This is a genomic window from Streptomyces sp. NPDC051183, assembly GCF_040682455.1.
In the GTDB taxonomy this organism is placed as follows: Bacteria; Actinomycetota; Actinomycetes; order Streptomycetales; family Streptomycetaceae; genus Streptomyces.
The window spans coordinates 40,780-61,857 of the sequence record NZ_JBFBBA010000046.1; the positions used below are offsets into that span (position 1 = coordinate 40,780).

Below are 21,078 nucleotides of genomic sequence, written 5' to 3' on the forward strand. Positions count from 1 at the left end.
CCCCGCACCGTCTGCACGGTGCGGGGGCCCTCGCCGTTCGTCCCGCCCCCTCCCGGGAGTCCCGGGAGGGGGCGGGAGGGGGAATGGCAGGAGCCCCGTCTCTCCGCTCGCACGGAGGAGACAGGGCTCCTTGGGTACTGCTTATCCAACCGCGATTAGGTTGGCCCAGGCGACTAGGCCGGGGTGACGTTCTCCGCCTGCGGGCCCTTCGGACCCTGCGTGACGTCGAAGTTCACCGTCTGGTTCTCCTCCAGGGAGCGGAAGCCAGAGGCGTTGATCGCGGAGTAGTGGACGAAGACATCCGGGCCGCCGCCGTCCTGGGCGATGAAGCCGAAGCCCTTTTCAGCGTTGAACCACTTCACGGTTCCGGTAGCCATGAGCCCTCCTATGGGCCAAAGGGTCGCCCTGCTCCAGAACCTGCTAAGAAGTCTGAAAACTACAAAAGCCTGCGGGTCACATGCTCCGCAGGCCTCGTACTGCAAGGGAAACCAAACTGCAACTTGCGTCGAGCCTAGCACGCACCCAGCGGGCTCGACCAGAGGGAAAGATCACGTCACTCGGACGTTTGAGACCCGGCAGAGGGCTGACGTGGATGCGGGGGCTAGTCTCGCGATGTGGACGTCTCTCACAGCCGGCCCCGCGTCGGCCACATTCAGTTCCTGAACTGCCTGCCCCTTTACTGGGGACTGGCCAGAACCGGCACGCTGCTGGACCTGGAGCTGACCAAGGACACCCCCGAGAAGCTCAGCGAGCGGCTGGTCGCGGGGGAGCTCGACATCGCCCCCATCACGCTCGTGGAGTTCCTCCGCAACGCGGACGAGCTCGTCGCCTTCCCCGACCTCGCGGTCGGCTGCGACGGCCCCGTCATGTCCTGCGTGATCGTCTCCCAGGTCCCGCTGGAGCAGCTCGACGGGGCCCGGGTGGCCCTCGGCTCGACCTCCCGTACGTCCGTACGCCTCGCCCAGCTGCTGCTCGCCGAGCAGTACGGGGTGCGGCCCGACTACTACACGTGCCCCCCTGACCTGGGGCTGATGATGCAGGAGGCGGATGCGGCGGTGCTGATCGGCGACGCCGCGCTGCGGGCCTCGCTGCACGACGCGCCCCGGCTCGGCCTCGCCGTGCACGACCTCGGGCACATGTGGAAGCAGTGGACCGGGCTGCCCTTCGTCTTCGCCGTCTGGGCGACCCGCAAGGACTACCTGGCCCGTGAGCCGCAGGTCGTGGAGAAGGTCCACGAGGCCTTCCTCGCCTCCCGTGACGTGTCCCTGGAGGAGGTCGCCAAGGTCGCCGAGCAGGCGGCCCGCTGGGAGGCCTTCGACGCCGAACTGCTGGAGCGGTACTTCACCACGCTCGACTTCCGCTTCGGTCCCGATCAGCTGGCCGGCGTACGGGAATTCGCGCGACGTACCGGTCCTACGACGGGATACCCGGCGGACGTCTCCGTGGAGCTCCTGAAGGCACCCCGCCCGAGCCATTAACGCGGCTTATGCCCAGGCGTCCCCGCGGTCACTCCCGCCCCGTTCCCTGATCGATTTCCGCATCCCGGAAATCGGAATGTTCCGGTTACCGGGAATTCGTTCCCTTTCGCATTCCGGGGCCGTCCGCGGGGGAATACCGGCATTCCCGTGCGCGCGTGCGGCGGGGCCCGGGCGGGGCCACGATGGAGCGAGGGACGGCAGTCCCGGCGGCCGCGAGCGTGCCCACCCAGGGGGCCTTGGGAGTCCGCCATGCCCACTCGCAGAGTCAGCCGGGACGTCAGCGTCCTGGGCGACGCGCTCGAAGTGCCCGGCGTCGGCTTCATCCCGGTCAACGCGTTCGTCCTGTACGCCCGTGAGCCAGTCGTCGTCGACACCGGGCTGGGCCTGCCCGACCGGGACTTCCTCAGGACGCTGGCCGAGGCCATCGACCCCGCCGACGTGCGGTGGATCTGGCTGACCCACCCCGACCGCGACCACACCGGCGGGATCTTCGCCCTGCTGGAGGCCGCCCCGCAGGCCCGCGTGGTGACCACCTTCCTCGGCGCGGGCGAGATGTCCACGGAGCGGCCGCTGCCGATGGACCGCGTCCACCTGCTCAACCCGGGCCAGGCCCTGGACGTGGGAGACCGCTCGCTGACCGCCTTCCGGCCGCCGCTCTTCGACAACCCCGCGACCGTGGGCTTCTACGACGACCGCGCGCGGGCCTGTTTCAGCTCCGACTGCTTCGGCTCACCGCTGCCGGACGCGGAACTCGCGGCCGACGGGGAGGCCGGCGCGGTCGGCCCCGAGGAACTGCGTGCCGGGCAGCTGTTCTGGGCGTCGGTGGACAGCCCCTGGGCGTGCATCGTCGACCGGGAGAAGTTCCTGGCGACCGTCCGGCCGATCAAGGAGATGGATCCCGAGTACGTCTTCTCCACGCACCTGCCGCCGGCCTCCGGGCTCGGGCTCATCGCCCGGATGCTCGACACGGTGGGCCTCGCCCCGGGACTCGAACCGTTCGTCGGCCCGGACCAGCAGGCACTGGAGCAGATGCTCGCCGGCTTCGAGCCCGCCGGAGCGGCTGCCGCCGGCCGCTGACCGTCACACGGGGTGCGCGGCGGATCACGCCCCGGACGCGCCCGGCGGCGCCGGGACGACCCGGCGCCGGGCGGCGGTTCCCGCCGCTCCGTGCAGGCACTAGCCTCGGTTGATCAGCGAGAACCGAGTGGGTGGGCGGCGCAGCACGCGCTGACGGTGAGGGGACGGGGCATGCGAGTCCGGGTGACGGTCGTAGAGGGGGGAATACCCCCGCAGGACGTCGTGGTCGATGCGGACGAGTCGGCGACGGCCGGCGATGTGGCGCAGACGCTGGCCTCGGCCTTCGGTGGCGCCCGGTTCGCTCCGGGCGCCGGGGTGCGCGAGGTGGTGGTGCCGCTGCACGGCGGTCATGCGCGGCAGGCGCCCGCCGGGCCGACCCTGTGGGCCGACGGGCGGCGCTTCGAGCCGGGGACCCCGGCCGCGGGGATCCTGCGCGACGGCATGCGGGTCTCCGTGGACGACGCGATCGGGCCGCTGCTGCGCCGGGGCGAGCCCGCCGGCCGCTACGAGCTGCGGATCGCCGCCGGCCCGGCGGCCGGCCGGGTGGTCCGCCTCGGCGTGGGCACGGCCACCATCGGCTCCGCCCCCACCTGCACGGTGCCGGTGGCGGACGGGGCGCTGGCCCCGCTCGCCGCGCGCGTGACGATCGACGTCAAGGGCAACGCGACCCTCCAGGCCCAGGAGGGCGCGGGGATCCTGCTGGACGGGGAAGAGGCCGAGGGCACCCAGGCCTGGCCGCCGGGGGCCTTCGTACGGGCCGGGGACTCGCTGCTCGTGCTCGACGCCGTCAGCGAGCCGGACGCGCACCTGTCCGCGACGGGCGAGGGCGGGCTCGCCTACAACCGTCCGCCCCGGCTGTCGCCGCTGCGGCCGCGGCCCCGGGTGGTCGTGCCCGTACTGCCGTCCAAGTCGGAGAAGGCCCGCTTCCAGATGATCGCGGCCTTCACCCCGATGATCTTCGGCCTGGTCATGTTCGCCGTCACCAAGCAGATCTACATGCTGCTCTTCTGCGCGATGACCCCGATCATGATGCTCGGGCAGTGGATCAGCGAGAACCGCGAGGGCAAGAAGAAGAACAAGACCTCGCTCAAGCAGTACAAGAAGGACGTCGCCGCCTACGAGGCGGAGCTGGACCGGCTCGGCAAGCAGGACCAGGCCCACCGGCGGGCCGACAGTCCCGACCCCGCCGAGGTGCTGCTGTTCGCGACCGGACCCCGCCGCCGCCTGTGGGAGCGCCGGATCACCGACGTGGACGCCCTCCAGCTGCGGATCGGCGTCGGGGCCCTCCCGGCCGCGGTCGACCTGGCCATGGCCCGCGGCGGGTACGACGAGGACAAGCCGGCGCTGCCGCTGCTGGCCGACGTACCGGTCACGCTTCCGCTCGCCGAACTGCGCGTCGTCGGCGTCGCGGGCGACCGCACCCGCGCCCTCGCCAGCGTGCGCTGGCTGGCCGTACAGGCCGCGGTGCTGCACAGCCCGCGCGATCTGTCGCTGGTCGTGCTGTCCTCCGTACGCGAGTCCGGCGCCGACTGGGCCTGGGCCCACTGGCTCCCGCACACCTCGCCCCAGCTGGGGCAGGACTGCGTCGCCCTGGTCGGATCCGACTCCGAGGCCATCACCCGCCGCGTGAACGAGCTGCTGAACGAGCTGGCCCGGCGCAAGGCCGCCCGCGAGGACCACAGCTCGATGAGCGGTGGCATGGTCCCGGACCCGTTCGTACTGCTGGTGCTCGACGGGGCGCGGCTCCTGCGCCGGGTCCCCGGAGTGCCGCAACTGCTCCAGGAGGGACCGGAGTACGGGATCTTCGCGCTCTGCCTGGACGAGGACGAGCGGGTGCTCCCCGAGGAGTGCGCGGCGGTCGTCGCGTGGACGTACGAGTCGCCGACCCGGGTGCGGCTGCGCGGCAGCGGACTGGAGGCCGTCGGCGAGGTGCTGGCCGACCAGGTCGGGCCCGAGTGGTGCGAGCTGCTCGCCCGCTCCCTGGCGCCGGTGCGCGACGTCAGCCGTGACGACGCGGGAGGCGCCCTTCCGACGGCGGCCCGGCTGCTGAACCTACTCGGCATGCCCGATCCGACGGGCAACGACATCGAGAGGATCTGGCGGGCCGGCGGTTCGACGACCTCGGCACCCATCGGCATCGCGGCCGACGGAACGTTCACCCTGGACATCCGGCGGGACGGGCCGCACGCCCTCATCGCCGGTACGACCGGCGCGGGCAAGTCCGAGCTGCTCCAGACGATCATCGCGTCGCTGGCCGTGGCCAACCGGCCGGACGCCCTCAACTTCGTCCTCATCGACTACAAGGGCGGCAGTGCCTTCATGGACTGCGCCCGCCTCCCGCACACCGTCGGCATGGTCAGCGACCTCGACGCCCACCTGACCGAGCGGGCCCTGGCCTCGCTCGCCGCCGAACTCCACCACCGCGAGACGATCCTGTTCAACGCGGGCACGAAGGACATCGAGGACTACAACGACACCAGGAAGCTGCGCCCCGAACTGGAGCCGATGCCCCGGCTGGTGCTGGTCATCGACGAGTTCGCCTCGCTGGTCGCCGAGCTCCCCGACTTCATCGCCGGTCTCGTCGACATCGCGCGCCGAGGCCGTTCGCTGGGCGTGCACCTGATCCTCGCGACGCAGCGCCCGGCCGGTGTGGTCAGCGCGGACATCCGGGCCAACACCAACCTCCGCATCGCGCTGCGCGTCACCGACGGCACCGAGTCCCAGGACGTCATCGACGCCCCCGACTCCGGCGCCATCGCCAAGTCGACCCCGGGACGCGCCTTCGTCCGCTCCGGCGCGCAGTCCCTGGTGGGCGTGCAGTCCGCCCGTATCGGTGGCCGGCGCCCGGCGACCGGGAACAGCGGCCCGAAGGCGAACCTGGTCCCGCTCACCTGGGACTCGTACAGCCGTCCGCTGCCGAGGGCGGCCGACGCGAGCGACGACGGCACGATGGTCACCGACCTCGCCGTCCTCGTCGACGCCGTCCGGTCGGGCTCGGATGCGATGGGCTTCCCGGCGCCGCGCAGCCCGTGGCTGGACCCGCTGCCCGAGCACGTGACGCTGGAGGACCTGCCCCAGCCGTCCGCCGCGCCCGCGCACGGGGACGTACCGCCGATCGGCTACGCCCTCACCGACCTTCCGGCGCAGCAGGCGCGGGCGGCGTTCGGGCTCGACTTCGTGAGCGGCGAGCACACGATGCTGGCCGGCGGCGCGCGTTCGGGCCGCTCCACGGCCCTGCGCACGCTGGCCGGTGCGCTGGCGCGGGCCACCGACCCGGGCGACGTCCACGTGTACGGGATCGACTGCGGGTCGAACGCGCTGCTGCCCCTCGTACGGCTGCCGCACGTCGGCGCGGTGGTCAACCGTGACGAGCCGGACCGGGTGCGGCGGCTCATCGACCGGCTGCTGACGGAGATCAGCCGGCGTCAGCAACTGCTCGCCATGGAAGGGGCGTCGAGCGCCGCCGAACAGCGGGCGGCGGCCGCTCCGGAGGACCGTCTTCCGTGGATGGTCCTGCTGCTGGACAGCTGGGAGGGCTTCGTCTCGTCCTTCGAGAGCTACAACTACGGCCAGCTGATCGAGATGGTCCAGCGGATCTTCCGCGAGGGTTCGGCGGTGGGCCTCAAGGTGGTCATGACGGCCGACCGGAGCGGCCTGAGCGGCATGGTGGCCTCCGCGTTCGTGGACCGGCTGATCCTGCGCTTCGCCGACCCCAACGACTACTCCGTGGCCGGCATCCACCCCCGCGAGGTCCCGAAGAACATGGGTCCGGGGCGTGCGCTGCGCATCACCGACACCGGCATCGACGAGACGCAGATCGCCCTGCTCGACCCGGACCCGTCGGGCCAGGCCCAGGTGCGGATGCTGCGGGAGATCACCGAGGCCGTGCAGGCCCGGTACGGCCGCGTCCCGGTGCGCCGGCGCCCGATGCGGGTCGACGCGCTGCCCGCGCGGATCACGGCCCGGCAGGCGCTGGACCTGGACCCGGAGTTCACCGCGCCGTCGCCGCTGTGGGCGCTGCTCGCGGTGGGCGGGGACGAGCTGACTCCCCTCGGCATCGACCTGGAGGAGTCCGGCCCCGGCTTCGTGATCGCCGGTCCCCCGAAGTCCGGCCGCTCCACGGCCCTGGTGTGCGCGGCGGAGTCGCTGCTGGCGTCGGGTACCCCGCTGGTGCTCATCACCCCGCGGCGCTCGCCGCTGCGGGATCTGGAGGGGCGCCCGGGCGTGCTGGGCGTGCTGAACGCGGAGAGCCGCGAGGAGGACCTGTCCGAGCTGGTGGAGTCGGCCGAGGGGCGCCCGTACGTGGTGGTCGCCGACGACGCCGAACTGCTCTACGACACCCGGCTGGACGAGCCGCTGGAGGCCCTGCTGCGCAAGGGGGCGGACGGCGGGCTGGGTCTGCTGACGGCCGGCACGACGGACGCGCTGAACTCGCAGTACCGGGGCTTCGTGACGGCGGCGCGCAAGTCGCGCAACGGTCTGCTGCTGACCCCGCAGAGCTCGCAGGACGGCGAACTGTTCGGCCTGCGCCTCCCGTCGAACACCGGCGGCGGCGCGGCGGGCAGCGGTCTGCTGGCGTCGGGCGGCTCGTTCGTACCGGTCCAGGGCGTCATGCGGGACTGACCGACGGCCCGGGCGCCCACCTCCCGGGGCGGGCGCCCGGGCCGACGCCCTCCGGCCGCGGTCGGTTCGTATGCTGGTCCTGTCATCGACTTCCGGAAGCGAGCCGCCAGATGCCTTCGTACGACAGTTCCCGTGCCCGCTTCCGGCTGGCCGACCGGCACATAGGGGTCTTCGCCCACCTGGTGGACGGTGAGACTCCGCCCGACGAGCTGTGGGACTCCCTCGTGGAGCTCCAGCGGGTCGGCCTGGTCGGCAAGGAGGGCGAGCTGGCTCCGATGCTGCGGGACCTCCTCGGCACGCTGGCGGCGCCGGCGCTCATGGTCCAGGTCGAGGTCACCGGCGAGCACGGCGCGGTCAACCACGGCATCCTCGTGGGCGCCGACGCGGTCATCTCGCACGACGGCTGGCCGGGTGAGGAGGAGTCCGAGTACGTCTCCATCGAGCCCACCACCCTCGTGTGGGAGCTGGCCCGCAAGATCAACCTGCACCGCGGTGCAGCGGACCAGAAGGCGCCGGAGACCGCCCGGATCGAGACCACGATGGCCACGCTGGACGCGGTGTTCGTGGCGATCGAGGAGGCGGCGGGCGACGAGGCGGCCGCACGCGAGCTGACCCGCCGGGCGGCCACGGAGGCGGACCCGGACCTGACCGGCGGCGCCCTGGACCAGTTCCTGGAGCTCGTCCTCGCGCTGAACGCCACCTGGCGGGTCACGACGGCCTGGGACGGCACGTACGAGGGCGAGCGCACGGCCATGGTCCGCGCCCTGGCCACCTGGGACTGCGGCCCGCTGGGCTACTGGGTCCGTGAGCAGCCCGAAGAGCCGATCATGCCGGGCCAGGTGACGCCGGCGAGCCCGCTGGTGGTGGCCTGGACCCCTCCGGGCGACATCTGGGACAAGCTCACGGACCTGCTGCCGGACCAGGAGGAACTGGTGGACGAGGCAGCGGGGATCTGAGCGGCGGGGGCCGCCTGCGGGCTGCGGCGGCCACCCGCCTCACCAGTTGAACGGGTTGAGTTTCTTTGCGGCGGACTTGGCCTTGTCCCCGACCCAGTCCTTCGCCTTGCTCAGGCCCTCCCCGATGGCCTTGCGGTGCTCGTAGATCTTCAGGCCGCCGTAGATGGCGCCGGTGACGACCGCCGCGCCGATGGTGATCGGGGTGGGGGCCACCATCGCCGCCGTCAGGGAGGCGTTGAAGCCGACCTCCGCGATGTCCGCGATGTAGCCGGCGCCCTTCTTCTTGAAGGCCTCGTCCGGCCAGCCCTGGGAGGCGACGTTCGCGATGCTGAGGCCCGTCGAGGCGACGCCGCCGACGACGCCGGCCCCGCGCAGGAAGCCGCCCGTCTTGGCGGCCGCACCCATGCCGGCACGGAAGGCCGAGGCGGACTCCACGCCCTCGACGGCGTTCACGCCCTGCTGGAGGCCGCGGGCGTTCTTGAACACCGTCAGCAGGTTGGCCTGACCCGCCCTGGCCACGGGTGTGCCGGCGTGGGTCAACCCGCCGTAGACCTTCGCCATCTCGTCCGAGCCGACGATGAACTCGATGACTCCGTTGGCCTTGAGGCTCTGCATCACGGGGGTCGCCCGGAAGGTGTCCCAGGCCCTGCCGAAGAGGTCACCGCGGACGCCGGCCGTGCCCGGGACCCCGCTGGCCTCCGTGTAGATGGCGCTCGAATTGAAGGCGTTGCCGAGTTGACCCGGCAGCCAGCTGCCCGGCGCGCTGACGGAGCGGATCTTCGGCGCCCAGTTGATCATCTTGTTGCCGCCCTTGCGGAGCAGCTCGTTGCCGCTGCTGCGCAGCACCGTGCCGACCCGGATCTTCCAGGCGCGGGCGGCGCCCGTCTGGAAGGTGTTCCCGACCACGACCTTCGTCAGCGAGCTGCCGCTGACGGTGACCACGGCGGTGGCGGCCGTGATGGCCGTCCAGTCACCGAAGATCTTGACGAGGTTGACGAGCGTCTCCTCGTGCTCCTTCAACCCCGGCAGCTTCGACAGGGCGTGGCCTTCGAGCCGCGCGATCCAGTCGTTCAGGGATTCGTCTGGCTTGCGCTTGAACTCGTACGCCGCCGGATCCTCGCTCGCCGCCACCGAGTTGGCCAGCAGCAGCATCTCAGGGGTCATCGATTCGCCCTGGTAGTTCTTCAGATCCTCGGGGGAGAAACCGGCCCAGCGCAGTCCCGCCTCCGGGTCGCCGTCCTCCAGCCGGGCAATGGTGCCCCGCCTTCGCAGATCCGGGGCGGTGTCGTGGACCCAGGACCGCAGCGGCCGCAGCGAACCGAGCTTGCTGCTCACCGCCAGCCGGGACGCCCGTGTGAACGCTTCGTCGACCTTGTCCTGTACCCCGCCGCGGCCGTCGAGGAGCTTGGCCAGCTGGTCGAGGTCGTCCGGATTGACCGATCTCATTCCTGTATCCCCCCGTAATTCCCTCGGTGTTCGCCCCGTGCGCTGCGGCCTTCCCTCAGCGGTCCCCGATGAGGGCGAACGCGAATGCCAGGCGGCGGTCGATCCAGTCCGCCTTGACCGTGACCTTGTTGCTGCTCTCCGAGACCATCACGACCTTGTCGTCGGCCCGCCACTCCAGGGTGCGCGGCTTGGTCCGGGTGTCGCCGCCCTCCGCCCCCAGGCTGGTGATCGAGTTGAGGGCCTCGGTGAAGCCCTTGTCGACCATGCGGTACGTGAAGGCCTTCGCGTCCCCGCTCGCCCACTCGTTGCGCCCCACGACCGTGGTGTGGCCGGGCTGGTCGATGCGCCAGGTGTGCTTGAACGGCCGGCTGCTGGGCGGCACGCGCCGCAGCGTGCCGATGAGCCCGCCCTGCCCGTCGTGGACGTCGTGGTGGCGCTCGCCGTCGACCTCCCGGCCGCCCCGGTCGATGAGGCAGAGCAGGACCGTGCTGTCGGCGTCGGCATACAGGGCGTAGTCCTCCTCCACGTGGCCGACGTAGGCGCAGGGGGCGAAGACCCGGTAGTCCTTACCGTTCTTGGGCACGCGCACGGCAAGCGGTCCGAAGGACGCCTTCTTGCGCTTGGTCGTCACGGGCCGTTCGGTGTTGCCGACGACGAAGTCCCGTACGCGTTCCCAGGCGACGGGGAGGACAGGGGCTTCCTCGACGGGCTCTTTCCTACCGAACACCACACCGACTCCCGGGGTTACAGAACGGACCATTCGATTATGCCGGTCACGCTTGGGGCCGGTCACGGCCCCCGCCGGGTCAGTAGGCGACGCCGGTGGCGCGGGCCAGGGCGGTCAGGAAGGCCGTACGGTCGTGCGTGGCGATGGTGAGGGCCTTGCCCTCGCGGGTGGTGAGGATCACCGAGTCCATGCCCATGGGGACGGCCCAGCCGCCGCCGACCAGGCGCGGTGCGTTCCACTCCGTCTCCCGCAGGCCGGGGATGCCGTCGATGGCCGACGCCGACGTCGCGTAGCGCATGGCCATCCCCGGCACCGCCTGCTGGAGGGCCACCTGGACGGAGCCCGGGTGGATGGAGGCGAGGGGGAAGCGCTCGCGGCCGACGCGCAGGGTGCCCTGCGCGGGGTCGATGCGGATGCGGTTGTAGATCCGCTTCGAGATCGGCACGCCGAGGCAGGGCAGCAGGACCACCAGGAAGATGGCGGAGACGGCGAGCCAGGGCCCCGTGTCCTCGGGGATCGAGTCGACTCCCATGGCCGCTACGCCGGCCAGGTAGAGGCCGATGCATATCGCGGACCAGGTCCTGGGAAGCTTTTCGACGTACACGGGGTCCCTCTCGGTTCGTCTCGCGGCGGTCGGCGGGCGGCGGTCGGCGGGCGACTACCGGTTGATGGACTGGATCTCCTGGACGGTGACGTCCTGGGAGGTGCCGAAGGTTCCGTTGGGCAGGGCGCCGTCCTGTCCGGTGCTGCTGCGCCACTCGACCTTCCAGGTCACCGTCGCCCGCAGCTTGTGCGGCCCGGAGCCGGTGGTGGCGCGCAGGTACGTGACGCCGCAGGGCGGGGTCTGGTTCGCCTTGTCCGGGCTGAACGGGGCTCCGATGCTGCCGTCCGCGGCGATGGCGCACACACCGCTCGCCGGGTGGAGCCGGGCGTCGGCCGTGCCGGCGTCGAGCTTGAGCGACACCGGCGTGGCGGTGGTGGTCGCCGACAGGCCGGAGTTCGGGATGCTCGCCGTCACGGAGACGGGCTTGAACGTCGACTTGTCGAGCCAGGTCCAGGTGGGCAGGTTCACCGTGGACCGGTCGCCCGGCTTCATGGTGATGGTGGTGTCGGGCAGGCGCAGTTCGTCGTAGGCGTACCCGGCGAGGACCTGGGGGCTGACGGCGAGCGGTTCGCTCGGCGTGGCGCCGTTTGCGACCCAGAACGGCAGCTTGTCGCAGGAAGTGGCGGCGGGGTCGTCCTTGCGCTTGGGGTTCACCACGGACGCCCAGAACATGCCCTGGCCCTGCTTGTCCAGGTTGTAGTCCTTGTAGGGCGTGCCGTCCTTGTAGTACGCGTTGAGGATTCCGGCGAACATGTCGCCGACCAGGGGGAGGCCGTCGATGGCCTTGACCCGGGCCTCGATCTCCTTGGGGGAGAAGGCGGGCTCGTACCAGCAGGCGGGGGGCGTCCAGTTGCCGTCGTCGGCGCTGAGCGTGCCGGTTCTGGCGGAGCCGGGACTGCCCGGGGTGCTGACCTGGATCTTGGTGGTGGCGGTGATGTTCTGGCCGTCCTGCCCGCCGCTGGCGCTACCGCCCTTGGACCCGCCGGGTCCGGCTGCATGGGAGGCCGACGGGACGGCTGCCAGGAAGAGCGCCGTGGCCACTGCGACGGTGGCTGCCGCCTTCCTGCGCTTTGCTACCGGACGCACGAGGCGGCACCCCGTTCCGAGAAGCCCTTCACGCTCTGCCAGACACCGCCGGCGTCCTTGACCAGACGGTAGTTGTAGAGGACGTAGTGCTCCTTGCCCTTCGACTGGACCGCGTGGGTCTGTCCCGTCTTGCGGTCCGTGTTGACGGCCTTGGTCTCGTCGGCGCAGTAGACCAGCGTGGCGGTCTTGTCGTCGACGAGGTTCACACGGCGGTCGAAGTACCGCGTCGTGCCCGTGAAGCTCATCCCGGCGTCCACGAAGCTCTGGACCCACTTGGCCGTGCCCAGGAGAACCTCGTCCTTCTCGTAGACACGAAGTGCCGGGGCGTTCGGATCGCCCTTCAGGATGGCTTCGCTGACGGCGTCGATCCGCCGCTGGTCGTCGGCCAGGACCTCGTCCTTCTTCGGGTCGCCGGTCGGGGTGCCCTCGAAGACGTTCTTCACGTCCGCCGGCAGCGTCACCTTCGGGCGCCCGGCGCCGTCGCCGGCCGAGGGGTTCGGCGAGGGCGAAGCGGAGGCGGAGGGGGCGTTGTCCACGCCCGCGATCTTTTCGGCCGGGGGCTTCGAACCGCCGCCGCAGGCCGTCACCGTCAGGGAGAGCGAGGCGACTAGGGCGGCGAGGGCGGTGAGACCGGCCCGGTTTCGCGCGATCATGGTCAACTTCCGTAACGTTTGCATCAGCTAGGTAAGGATCTCATCAGATCATGGCACGAGGTGGACGGCCGCCGTGCCCACCGCGTCGATATGCTGGCTCCGTTGTCGAGACAGCGGGGGAGCTGCCATGGGTAACCCGGACATTCAAGAACTCAACCAGCGGGCCGGAGCTCTGAGGTCGCTCGCCGACCACATCGAGAAGATGATGGATCAGCCGCGCAACTTCAGTACGGGGCAGATGAAGACCTGGGAGGGTCCGAACGCCACCGACGTACGGGGCAAGCTCAACACCTGGCACACGACGTGCGGCAATGTCGCGAGGTCGCTCCGCGAGGAGGCCCAGCAGAGCTCGGATGCGGCCAAGGAGCTGCAGAAGCAGCCCAAGACGTGAACCACGACGGCGGGGCGCCCACCTTGTAGAGGTGGACGCCCCGCCGTTCGTGAGTCTTCCGATCCGTGGGACGGATCAGGTGGCGCGCTCGATGTTGTCGGCGCTGGTGGACGCCGACTTGCTGGCGTCGTTGAGGGTGTCGACCCACTTCGTGAAGGTTCCGCGAGCGGTCTCCCACTCCTGGCGGAACTGGTCCGACTTCGGACCCTTCCAGTAGCCGGTGCTGCCGGAGGTCGAAGAGTTCAGGTTGTTGATCAGCGTCTGCAGATCCCCGGCCTTGTTGTGAAACAGCTTGGCCAGGTCCCTGAGCTGCTTGATATCTGCGCCACGATCCATGGCGGCCCTCCCCGTTATCGCTCTGGTGTCACTGATGGTGCGTCTGCACCTGGGGACGCTATCGCACCTTCTGCCGTTCCAGAGAGTCCTGTTCGATTCTTGAGGCCGATCTGAGGTCAAATCAGGGGATTGACGGGGGAGCGCGGGGTGGGGCCGGGCGCCCCGGCGGCGGCGGGCGGCCGCTCTTCCGAACGGGCGTCCGTGACTATGCTGAGCCGGCAGGGACCACAGTGGCGGCCCCGCACCGCCTTGCACCGGGTGTGGGTGGCCGACGGAAACAGGGCGGTGACGAACAGTTGCGTACCGGGACCATTCGGAAGATCTCGTGCGCCGTTCTCGTGGTGGCGGCGGTCTCCAGTTGCTCGATGTCGCCCGGTTCCGGGTCGGGATCTCCGAAGAAGGGCGACGAGGGCGGGCGGACGTACCAGGAGGCGATGGATGCCATGCATCCGGCCGTCCTGGAGGCGATGAGGCCCGCGATGCCCGGGATCGAGCCGCAGGAGCGCTCGAACGGCAACTCGGAGTGCGGAGGTCCGGACCTGCTCGACGGCAAGGACGGCAGCAAGCTCGTCTCGTCACACATCGTCTCGCTGATCGGACCGGCGACGGACCAGCGGTCGCCGGAGGAGCTGACGAGCGGTGTCGTGAGCCGGCTCACGAGTCAGGAAGGGTGGCAGCTGGAGCAGCGCAGCGACTCCACCCTGGACGGTCACCCCGGCGGAGTGCTCAAGTACGTGAAGAAGGCCGGGGCCGGAACCGTCATGATCTCGGCATACCAGTTCAAGACGACGTCGGGCGAGGCCATCCCGAAGCTCTACGCCAACATCGTGACGGACTGCCTCCGGAACCCGAACTGGCAGAAGAAGTGACGGCGCGGGGCGAGCGGGCGGGCGCGCGACAGCCGTAGTCGCGGCCGTGGTCGCAGGCGCGGGTGCGGCTCAGTTGGGCTGGTTCCCGGTGGGCTTGTCCTTGTCCTTCCGGTTCGCGGCCTCTTTGTCGAGCTCTCCCGCCATCGTTCCCAGCCGGGTCTTGCGGATGGCGAGCTCCCCGCGGACGTGTTCCGCCGTGGGGCCCTGCCACTGCTCGTCCCGCTTGGCGCCCCGGTCCGCCGCGATCTCGATGGGCTCGTTGAGCAGGGCCCTGAGGTCGTCGGCCAGTCTCCGCAAATCGGCCGCATCGGTCGCCGCCATGGCAAATCCCCCGTATCCGTGCTCTGTTGATCGTCCGGCTGGTCATCGAACAGTTGGCGGTACTACGATACGCCGTTATGGCCATGGTCTTTGCGGATCCCGAGATGCTCGACCGACTGGCGAAATCGCTGGACAGTAAAGCCGGAGCGATTCCCCAGTTGAAGAGCAGGGCGTCCGCACTGGACGCCGGCGACCACGTCTCCGGGTTGCCCGCGATAGCGAGCTGGCTCGGAGACACGGCGAAGGATCTTCGGCGCCGCGCGAACATTCTGAGGTCCCCTTCCGAATCGCCCTTCGACTCGCTCGCCGCGTTCGGACTGCCGCCCGGTGTGGCCGGTGACCCGGATGCGGGAAAGAAGTTCCAGACCGAGCTGAAGGCCATTCTCGAAGCCCAGAAGAACGGCACTCCGCAGCAGCGCGCCCAGGCGGTCAAGGACTACTTCGCCACGCTCTCCCCCGCGCAGCAGGCGGCGCTCGCCGCCACGGACCCGCTCCTGGTGGGCAATCTGGACGGTGTCCCCGTCAACGTCCGGTACGCGGCGAACCGGATCACGATCCAGACGGAGTACACGAAGGAAGCCGCGTACCTGGCGACGCTCAAGCCGACCGACGGCGCGTACAAGCGCACACAGGAGCGCGTCGACACCCTGCGGAGCTTCCTGAATCCGCGGATCAAGTCCTACGAGGACCCGAAGACGGGTCAGGACATGAAAATCGAGGTCTCGCGGCAGTTCCTCGTCTTCGACCCCCATTTCGGCTCCACCGCCGATGCCAAATCCTCGCCATTCCCGGACGGCCGGATCGCCGAGGTCGTGGGCGACCTGGAGAACGCGGACAACGTGGCATTCCGGGTACCCGGCATCACCAACCGGCTCGACAACTTCAACGGTTTCACCAACGGCGGCTACCAACTCGCCGCCGACCCGAATGGAAATGAGCGGCCGGATTCCGCGGTCGTCAGCTGGCTCGGCTACGACACCCCGGAGCTCGGCGACTCCGTGGACCCGGCCAAGGCCTTCGCGGGCGGGGCGGCGCTGAACGCCTTCCGCCAGGGCATATCCGTCAACCTGAAGCCGAACGCCGGGCTGGACATCTTCGCGCACAGCTACGGGACGCTGGTCACGAGCAAGGCGCTGCAAGCGGGCCTCACCAACGTCGACAACGTCACGTTCATGGGAAGCCCCGGCCTCGGCCCCAACATCAACTCCGTCGCCGACTTCAAGATGCCGAACACCAAGTTCTTCGCGATGCGGGCGCCCGGGGACTGGGTCTCGTACACGCAGGGGCACGGCAAGGACCCGGCGGACTTCAAGGACATCACCCGTCTTGGCACCGATGGCGCCAGCGGCCACTCGCAGTACTACGACCCGAGCACCGGGTCCCTGGCCAACATGCGCCGGATCTTCTACGGCGGCGACGCCAAGCCCCTGACCTTCACGCACACCTCGCTCGACGACGAGCAGATCGGTGCGGCCGAGGCCCGCGAGATGGTCGGCTTCCTGCACTCGAAGGTCCCGCCGGAGATCGTGGTGAAGATGGGCGGCGACCTCGACGCTGCCGTTCAGGCCCACTTCGCGGGGCGGACGGGCGTGAAGGACCTCCTGCTGGAGGTCCACTCGGTCCTGGGCAAATACAACATGCTGGACCGGGTCCCGCCGGACGAGATGTTCGGCAAGATCAACGACCTCGCGGGCAACGTCGCGTACAAGCAGACGTACAAGGCGGTGAAGGACAAGGGCGCGCCGGACTTCGTCGCCGCTGCGGCGGGCAAGGCGGCGGAGCTCGCCTCGGAGAAGCTGCTCGGGGCGGTCACCTGGCCGGTGGTCAAGCTCCTGGAGGTCGACCGGATCGCGAACGACGCGAAGCAGTTCGGCGAGATCATCGACCGGGGGACCGCCGAGATCGGCGGGCACGTCAGGGAGCTGGGTACGGAGCTGGGCAGGGAGGGCGCCCAGATCTACAACGACACCAAGGAACTGTCGGAGGGGCTCTTCAAGGACGGCGGGAAGGTGGTCCTGGAGCTCGGCGACACCGTCATCCGGCCCTGGAACGCGGGCCAGAACGCCGCGGACATCTGGAAGATCGGGGACGACGCGAAGGACAAGATCTTCGCCAAGGTGCCGGACATCGCCGGGGGCCTGAACGACGTGAAGAACACCGTCGTGGACAAGGGCGGCGACATCGCCCGGTCCGCGGCCGAGACCGGCGGCAAGGCGCTCGACAAGGGCATCGACATCGGGAAGGGCGTCGTCAAGTTCTTCGGTGGATAGGCTCGCGGCGGGGTGTGCAGGGATTCGGGAAGGACTGGTGGGACAGGGCATGGCACAGGACAGCGGACAGGCCGGCGGGCAGGGCAGCGGACAGGACAGCGGACAGGCCAAGAGGGATCGCAGCCGGCTGGTGAAGGAGGCCGGGGCGGTCCTCAAGCGCGTGCTCGGCGACGCCACGCTGGTGGACCTGCCCTCGCCCGTGGGGCCGGAGGCCGTCTCGGTCACCGCCTTCGACGAGTCCGAGACCCGGTCGGTGCAGGAACTGACGGCCGCTCTGGTCGAGGTGCTGGGCAAGGCGGGCTGGACGATCCAGGAGCCCGAGGGCGCCCCGGCCCCCGCAGCCTCCGGCCCCGCGCTGTACGCCGTCCTGCCCGGCCTCGGCAGCGGGTCCTTCGCCGTGCAGCCGCCCGCGATCTCCTTCGCCGGTGTGCTGGAGGGCGACGCGTGAGCGGCCCGCAGGACGTGACCGGCCCGGAGCGGACGCTGTCCACCGAGATCCGCGCCGCGATCAAGGCGGCGGCGCCGGGCGCCGTGTACCCGGACGACGAGTTCGACGGCGACTCGGCCCGCATCGCGGGGTGGGATCCGCAGGAGACGGCGTCCAACGGCGCACTGCTGCGGGCGAGCACGCAGTACCTGGAGGAACGCGGCTGGCGGGTGGCCCCCGAGGCGACCGACAGCGACGACCGGTCCGCCCGGATCGCCAAGGATGGCGTGGGCAGGGGCCGGCTGTACGCCTCCAGCCGTGGGCTGACGTTCACGGGGAGCGTGGCTCCCTCACGGTGACGCGAAGCGGAGCCCCTATGTCTGAAAATCTCAACCCCGCGACTATGCTGCGCAGTTTGTAGGACTGCACGGATGTTCGCACGGGGGAGTAGCTGATGAGGAAGGCCAATCCGCAGGACCTCGAACAGCTCGCGAAGCTGCTCGACGGCAAAGGCGGATCGCAGGACAAGATCGCCGAAGCGTTCACGCGCGCTTCGTCTCTCGGCGTCACGGCGAAGCTCGCGCCACTGCGGCCGATCCAGAGCTGGAACACGGAAACCGCACCGGACCTGCGCAAGCGGGCCGGCATCCTGAAGGCCGAGAACGGGGACCCGACGGGAGGCTTCCTGTGGGCCGGCTTCTCGGCCGAGGACGCGGCGCTGCTGGCGCTCAACCCCGACCTCGTACTGCTGGCAGGCGCCGCCGCGACCAGTAGCGACGGGAAGTTCGACTGGGTCAAGCGCCAGAAGAACGAGACGTACAGCGACTGGCGGGCGCGGATCCAGAGCGAGTCCGTAACCAGGATCACGGGCGACGAGAAGATGGGAGAGGTGGTCGCCGACTACCTCGACCTGATGGTCATGGCCAATGAAGTCCCCAACGCGATCAAAAAGGGCGGTGGCGCCGCCTACAGCCTCTACAAGTTCTACAAGCCCGGTCTGGAGGCCCACCCGCTCAAGGCGCCGGGCACCATGCTTGCCCAGATTCTGCGCGGCCAGGCCCCGAGCTGGCTGGGCAGCGCCGTCAAGGCCCGAGGGGCGCAGATCGGCGCCATGTTCCCCGCTCCGCTCCTCGACGCCCTTGCGGGTTCCAACCGGTACGCGGCGCTGGGTGGCGCCCGGTGGGCCTGGGAGGCCAACCTCCTCAAGGTGGGGGCCGGCGCGTCGCGTATGTCGGCGGCGACTGGAGGCGGTGCCTTTGCGCGCTTCGCTGCCGGTACCGGCGCCTCCCTCAAGACCGCGGGATTCTGGCGCGGTGCGGGAATCGCGGGAAGTGCCGCCGCCACAGGTGTGGGGATCTTCGAGCTGTACCAGAAGGGCAACCCGGTCGAGGCCTTCCAGAAGGACAAGGTCGGCTACGCGAAGGACGTTTCGGGCACGCTGTTCAATGCCTCGATGACGGCCGCGATGATCGCCCCCTCGCCGATCACGATCGGTGCCGTGGCGGTTACCGGCTTGGTCTACGCAGGGCTCTCGATCTGGGACAACCGGGAAAAAATAGCTGAGTTCGGTGGAAAGGTCGCCGATGCGGCGGGTAGGGCGGGTGAGGCGATCTCGAAGGGGGCGGGCAAACTGGCCGATGGCGCCAAGAACCTGGTGAGCAAATACAACCCATTCGACTGAGGGGTGCCCGAGTGAACGCCATGCGCATCGAGCTCGCGTACGTGGACTACAACAACACGCACCACCCTGCCGTGCTCACCCACTCGTGGTCCGGTTCGGTGTCGGGGCTCGGGCCTGTGTCGCTGGCCTTTCCGGTGAACCAGGACAGATCGGGGAACTCCGGGCATACGGCGGTTTCGGGGGCCGGCCTTCCATACGTCCTGTTCAGCGGGGTTCCGTTCCGCGTGTACCCGCGTATGGGCAACATGGAGTTGAGTGTCGACGGCCGCCCGGCCAGACTCTCCCGTCGACATCTGGCGCTGACGAAGCGGGGGCGCTCCCTGCGCATCAGGATTGACGGGCGGGACTACCGCTACCGGGTGCTCGGCAGCAAACGGCAGCACGAACTCAGCCGGGCGGGCGCGACGGTCACCATGTCCCGTTCGGACTGGAGGCTGCCCGGAACCATTTCCGGTACCGCCCAGGGCCAGGTCGACGGACTCGATGTCGCCTTGGCCGTCGTGCTCGAAGGTGTCTACACGCGCAACCTGTCGTTCTCGGGGGCCCTGTACTCCTGGCCGGGGCGATTCCTCAGCAGGTTCGACGTGATATGACCTCTGCCCATTTGATCCATTCGGCCGACGGGACCGCATGCACAACATCGCATTTCAGCTCGCCTACCGTGGCCCCGTAGAGGGGTACATCGAGCGGACCGTCACTCACGCATGGTCCGGCGACGTGCCCGGGTTCGGCCCCATCGAGTTGCAGTTTCCGATCAAGCGGATCGACAGGCAGAACAACCTTCTGCTCACCTCCGCCTGGGGGGAGCGATTCCCATCGGTCGTCCTCGCTGGGGGAGGATTCCGTAATCACGTGGAAATGCACATGCTGGAACTGACCGTCAACGAATGGCCGGCGGTCTTCAAGCGTCGCCGCCTGGCCCTGACGAGGCGAGGGCGCGCGCTTCGCATCAATGTCTGCGGGCGGGACTACCGCTACCAGGTGAGTGGAGGCAAGCGTCAGCACGCGTTGCTGCGCGACGGGGCCGGCGTTAGCACGACCCGCTCCCAGTGGAGGCACCCCCGGACGGTTACCGGTGTCGCGCGGGGAGACGTCGACAACGTCGACATCGCGCTGGCGGTCGTCCTGCAGAGCCTCTACACCAGGAATCTCACCTTCGGCGGTGCTCTGTATTCCTTTCCCGGTCGATTCATGAACCGGGCGGACCTCCCTGATTTCTGATCTTCCTGACTGCTCTTTCCCAAAGGAACGTGAAATGCCTTCGATCGATGCGGCTCGCCGACGTCTTCGCCTCGCCGACTCCCACATCAGCGTGCTGGGTCTCCTGGTGGAGGAAAACGAGGTACCCGCCGAGCTGGAAGTGGCGCTAGCCGAACTCCGGACGGCCGGAATCGTCGTGGACGACGGGGCCATCGCGGCCGAGCTCTTCCCGCTCGTCTCCACCCTGATGAAACCACGGGTCATTGTCCGTACGGAGATCACAGGTCCCCAGGGCATTTTGGAGAGCGGGGCCGTGCTGGGTGACGAATTCGTCTTCGTCCACGAGGGCTGGCCCGGCGAAGCCGAGTCCGAATACCTCCCCGTCGATGCCCCCCTGCTCGGACCGGCCCTCGCCCGGAGCGTCGACCTGCACGAGGACATCCTGGACGGCGCCGACCTCAGCGAGGTCATCACCTCGACCACTGGTGAGCTCGACGCACTGATGGTGCGCATGGAGGCCGTTCAGGGCGTCGTGGACATTGCGGAGTTCGCGCGGGAGACCGGCGCCCCGGCGCGCCTCGTCGAGGTGCTCGCGCAGCTCAACTGCATGTGGCGGATGACCGTGGTGTGGAAGAACGCCCACGTGGAGAACCCCGAGCCGACCTTCACGGGTCTGGCGGTCTGGGATTGCGGCATGGAGGGCTACTGGGTCCGCGAGCTGCCCGCCGAGCCCGTGCGCGAGGGTGAGGTCACCCTGGAGAGCCCGCTGCGGGTCCGTCGGACCAACGCCAAGGAGCTGTGGCAGGCCATCGCCGGCCTCCTGCCGGAGGGCTCGGAGCTCGGCTGAGCAGAAGTGGGGGGGGGGGGGCGCGGGGCGGGGCGGGGGGCCGGCCGCAGGGCGCCCCGGGGGGGCGCGGAGGGGGGGGGTGGGGT

General features: G+C 69.8%; 21 protein-coding genes. 13 read left to right on the forward strand and 8 right to left on the reverse strand.

Features of this window, described 5'->3' with window-relative positions; all coding sequences use genetic code 11:
- Positions 1-173: 173 nt before the first annotated feature.
- A complete protein-coding gene (locus tag AB0M99_RS31345; RefSeq protein WP_030012116.1) occupies positions 174-377 on the reverse strand; it encodes a cold-shock protein in 204 nt (67 codons plus the stop codon).
- Positions 378-614: 237 nt separating this feature from the next.
- Here AB0M99_RS31345 and AB0M99_RS31350 point away from each other — a divergent pair, with 237 nt between their 5' ends.
- From AB0M99_RS31350 to AB0M99_RS31365, 4 genes are all read left to right on the forward strand, one after another.
- The gene (locus AB0M99_RS31350) at positions 615-1,478 is read left to right on the forward strand and encodes a menaquinone biosynthesis protein (protein WP_365926426.1); all 864 of its coding nucleotides are present in this window, start codon (positions 615-617) and stop codon (positions 1,476-1,478) included.
- Positions 1,479-1,727: 249 nt separating this feature from the next.
- Positions 1,728-2,555, forward strand: coding sequence for an MBL fold metallo-hydrolase (locus AB0M99_RS31355; RefSeq protein ID WP_365926428.1), 828 nt, complete (start codon positions 1,728-1,730; stop codon positions 2,553-2,555).
- Positions 2,556-2,726: 171 nt separating this feature from the next.
- Positions 2,727-7,178 carry an FtsK/SpoIIIE domain-containing protein gene (locus AB0M99_RS31360; protein ID WP_365926430.1) on the forward strand — a complete coding sequence of 1,484 codons (4,452 nt, stop codon included), beginning with the start codon at positions 2,727-2,729 and terminating at the stop codon, positions 7,176-7,178.
- A gap of 110 nt (positions 7,179-7,288) precedes the next feature.
- Positions 7,289-8,134, forward strand: a complete 846-nt coding sequence (locus AB0M99_RS31365) for a hypothetical protein (RefSeq protein ID WP_365926432.1) — start codon at positions 7,289-7,291, stop codon at positions 8,132-8,134.
- A 39-nt stretch (positions 8,135-8,173) separates the two neighbouring features.
- Here the strand turns inward: AB0M99_RS31365 and AB0M99_RS31370 are convergent, their stop codons facing one another.
- The 5 genes from AB0M99_RS31370 to AB0M99_RS31390 form a co-directional block, all read right to left on the reverse strand.
- A complete protein-coding gene (locus AB0M99_RS31370) occupies positions 8,174-9,580 on the reverse strand; it encodes a PE-PGRS family protein (protein WP_365926434.1) in 1,407 nt (468 codons plus the stop codon).
- 55 nt (positions 9,581-9,635) lie between these two features.
- Positions 9,636-10,307 carry a hypothetical protein gene (locus AB0M99_RS31375; protein WP_365926436.1) on the reverse strand — a complete coding sequence of 224 codons (672 nt, stop codon included), beginning with the start codon at positions 10,305-10,307 and terminating at the stop codon, positions 9,636-9,638.
- Positions 10,308-10,386: 79 nt separating this feature from the next.
- Positions 10,387-10,911: a hypothetical protein gene (locus AB0M99_RS31380; protein WP_365926437.1), complete on the reverse strand. Its 525-nt coding sequence runs from the start codon at positions 10,909-10,911 to the stop codon at positions 10,387-10,389.
- Between the two features lie 54 nt (positions 10,912-10,965).
- Positions 10,966-11,997, reverse strand: coding sequence for a hypothetical protein (locus AB0M99_RS31385; RefSeq protein ID WP_365926439.1), 1,032 nt, complete (start codon positions 11,995-11,997; stop codon positions 10,966-10,968).
- Positions 11,985-12,650: a hypothetical protein gene (locus tag AB0M99_RS31390; RefSeq protein WP_365926441.1), complete on the reverse strand. Its 666-nt coding sequence runs from the start codon at positions 12,648-12,650 to the stop codon at positions 11,985-11,987. The genes AB0M99_RS31385 and AB0M99_RS31390 overlap by 13 nt, the downstream gene beginning before the upstream one ends.
- A 127-nt stretch (positions 12,651-12,777) precedes the next feature.
- On the opposite strand from AB0M99_RS31390, the gene AB0M99_RS31395 reads away from it, so the two are divergent.
- Positions 12,778-13,041, forward strand: a complete 264-nt coding sequence (locus AB0M99_RS31395) for a hypothetical protein (RefSeq protein ID WP_365926443.1) — start codon at positions 12,778-12,780, stop codon at positions 13,039-13,041.
- Between the two features lie 75 nt (positions 13,042-13,116).
- Here AB0M99_RS31395 and AB0M99_RS31400 read toward each other — a convergent pair whose 3' ends face one another.
- A complete protein-coding gene (locus AB0M99_RS31400; RefSeq protein WP_365926445.1) occupies positions 13,117-13,377 on the reverse strand; it encodes a WXG100 family type VII secretion target in 261 nt (86 codons plus the stop codon).
- A gap of 365 nt (positions 13,378-13,742) precedes the next feature.
- Between AB0M99_RS31400 and AB0M99_RS31405 the strand changes: the two genes are divergently transcribed.
- Positions 13,743-14,246 carry a hypothetical protein gene (locus AB0M99_RS31405; protein WP_365926447.1) on the forward strand — a complete coding sequence of 168 codons (504 nt, stop codon included), beginning with the start codon at positions 13,743-13,745 and terminating at the stop codon, positions 14,244-14,246.
- Between the two features lie 69 nt (positions 14,247-14,315).
- On the opposite strand, the gene AB0M99_RS31410 is transcribed toward AB0M99_RS31405, so the two are convergent.
- Positions 14,316-14,567, reverse strand: a complete 252-nt coding sequence (locus tag AB0M99_RS31410) for a hypothetical protein (protein WP_365926449.1) — start codon at positions 14,565-14,567, stop codon at positions 14,316-14,318.
- Between the two features lie 77 nt (positions 14,568-14,644).
- Between AB0M99_RS31410 and AB0M99_RS31415 the strand changes: the two genes are divergently transcribed.
- From AB0M99_RS31415 to AB0M99_RS31445, 7 genes are all read left to right on the forward strand, one after another.
- Positions 14,645-16,837, forward strand: a complete 2,193-nt coding sequence (locus AB0M99_RS31415; RefSeq protein WP_365926451.1) for an alpha/beta hydrolase — start codon at positions 14,645-14,647, stop codon at positions 16,835-16,837.
- 49 nt (positions 16,838-16,886) lie between these two features.
- On the forward strand, positions 16,887-17,285 hold the full coding sequence (locus tag AB0M99_RS31420) for a hypothetical protein (RefSeq protein WP_365926453.1): 399 nt from the start codon (positions 16,887-16,889) through the stop codon (positions 17,283-17,285).
- A complete protein-coding gene (locus AB0M99_RS31425) occupies positions 17,282-17,623 on the forward strand; it encodes a hypothetical protein (RefSeq protein ID WP_365926455.1) in 342 nt (113 codons plus the stop codon). The genes AB0M99_RS31420 and AB0M99_RS31425 overlap by 4 nt, the downstream gene beginning before the upstream one ends.
- Positions 17,624-17,718: 95 nt before the next feature.
- Positions 17,719-18,945, forward strand: a complete 1,227-nt coding sequence (locus tag AB0M99_RS31430) for a mucin-2 (RefSeq protein WP_365926457.1) — start codon at positions 17,719-17,721, stop codon at positions 18,943-18,945.
- A gap of 11 nt (positions 18,946-18,956) precedes the next feature.
- The gene (locus AB0M99_RS31435; protein ID WP_365926459.1) at positions 18,957-19,538 is read left to right on the forward strand and encodes a hypothetical protein; all 582 of its coding nucleotides are present in this window, start codon (positions 18,957-18,959) and stop codon (positions 19,536-19,538) included.
- 37 nt (positions 19,539-19,575) lie between these two features.
- On the forward strand, positions 19,576-20,166 hold the full coding sequence (locus AB0M99_RS31440; protein ID WP_365926461.1) for a hypothetical protein: 591 nt from the start codon (positions 19,576-19,578) through the stop codon (positions 20,164-20,166).
- 34 nt (positions 20,167-20,200) lie between these two features.
- Positions 20,201-20,992 carry a hypothetical protein gene (locus AB0M99_RS31445; RefSeq protein WP_365926463.1) on the forward strand — a complete coding sequence of 264 codons (792 nt, stop codon included), beginning with the start codon at positions 20,201-20,203 and terminating at the stop codon, positions 20,990-20,992.
- Positions 20,993-21,078: the final 86 nt, after the last annotated feature.

Excerpts from the sequence above, each read along its gene's own strand:
- AB0M99_RS31365 (WP_365926432.1), top strand. The coding sequence starts at position 7,289 with ATGCCTTCGTACGACAGTTCCCGTGCCCGCTTCCGGCTGGCCGACCGG.
- AB0M99_RS31345 (WP_030012116.1), bottom strand. The coding sequence starts at position 377 with ATGGCTACCGGAACCGTGAAGTGGTTCAACGCTGAAAAGGGCTTCGGC.
- AB0M99_RS31395 (WP_365926443.1), top strand. The coding sequence starts at position 12,778 with ATGGGTAACCCGGACATTCAAGAACTCAACCAGCGGGCCGGAGCTCTG.
- AB0M99_RS31445 (WP_365926463.1), top strand. The coding sequence starts at position 20,201 with ATGCCTTCGATCGATGCGGCTCGCCGACGTCTTCGCCTCGCCGACTCC.
- AB0M99_RS31390 (WP_365926441.1), bottom strand. The coding sequence starts at position 12,650 with ATGATCGCGCGAAACCGGGCCGGTCTCACCGCCCTCGCCGCCCTAGTC.
- AB0M99_RS31405 (WP_365926447.1), top strand. The coding sequence starts at position 13,743 with ATGTCGCCCGGTTCCGGGTCGGGATCTCCGAAGAAGGGCGACGAGGGC.
- AB0M99_RS31355 (WP_365926428.1), top strand. The coding sequence starts at position 1,728 with ATGCCCACTCGCAGAGTCAGCCGGGACGTCAGCGTCCTGGGCGACGCG.
- AB0M99_RS31360 (WP_365926430.1), top strand. The coding sequence starts at position 2,727 with ATGCGAGTCCGGGTGACGGTCGTAGAGGGGGGAATACCCCCGCAGGAC.
- AB0M99_RS31430 (WP_365926457.1), top strand. The coding sequence starts at position 17,719 with ATGAGGAAGGCCAATCCGCAGGACCTCGAACAGCTCGCGAAGCTGCTC.
- AB0M99_RS31410 (WP_365926449.1), bottom strand. The coding sequence starts at position 14,567 with ATGGCGGCGACCGATGCGGCCGATTTGCGGAGACTGGCCGACGACCTC.
- AB0M99_RS31420 (WP_365926453.1), top strand. The coding sequence starts at position 16,887 with ATGGCACAGGACAGCGGACAGGCCGGCGGGCAGGGCAGCGGACAGGAC.
- AB0M99_RS31440 (WP_365926461.1), top strand. The coding sequence starts at position 19,576 with ATGCACAACATCGCATTTCAGCTCGCCTACCGTGGCCCCGTAGAGGGG.
- AB0M99_RS31400 (WP_365926445.1), bottom strand. The coding sequence starts at position 13,377 with ATGGATCGTGGCGCAGATATCAAGCAGCTCAGGGACCTGGCCAAGCTG.
- AB0M99_RS31415 (WP_365926451.1), top strand. The coding sequence starts at position 14,645 with ATGGCCATGGTCTTTGCGGATCCCGAGATGCTCGACCGACTGGCGAAA.
- AB0M99_RS31370 (WP_365926434.1), bottom strand. The coding sequence starts at position 9,580 with ATGAGATCGGTCAATCCGGACGACCTCGACCAGCTGGCCAAGCTCCTC.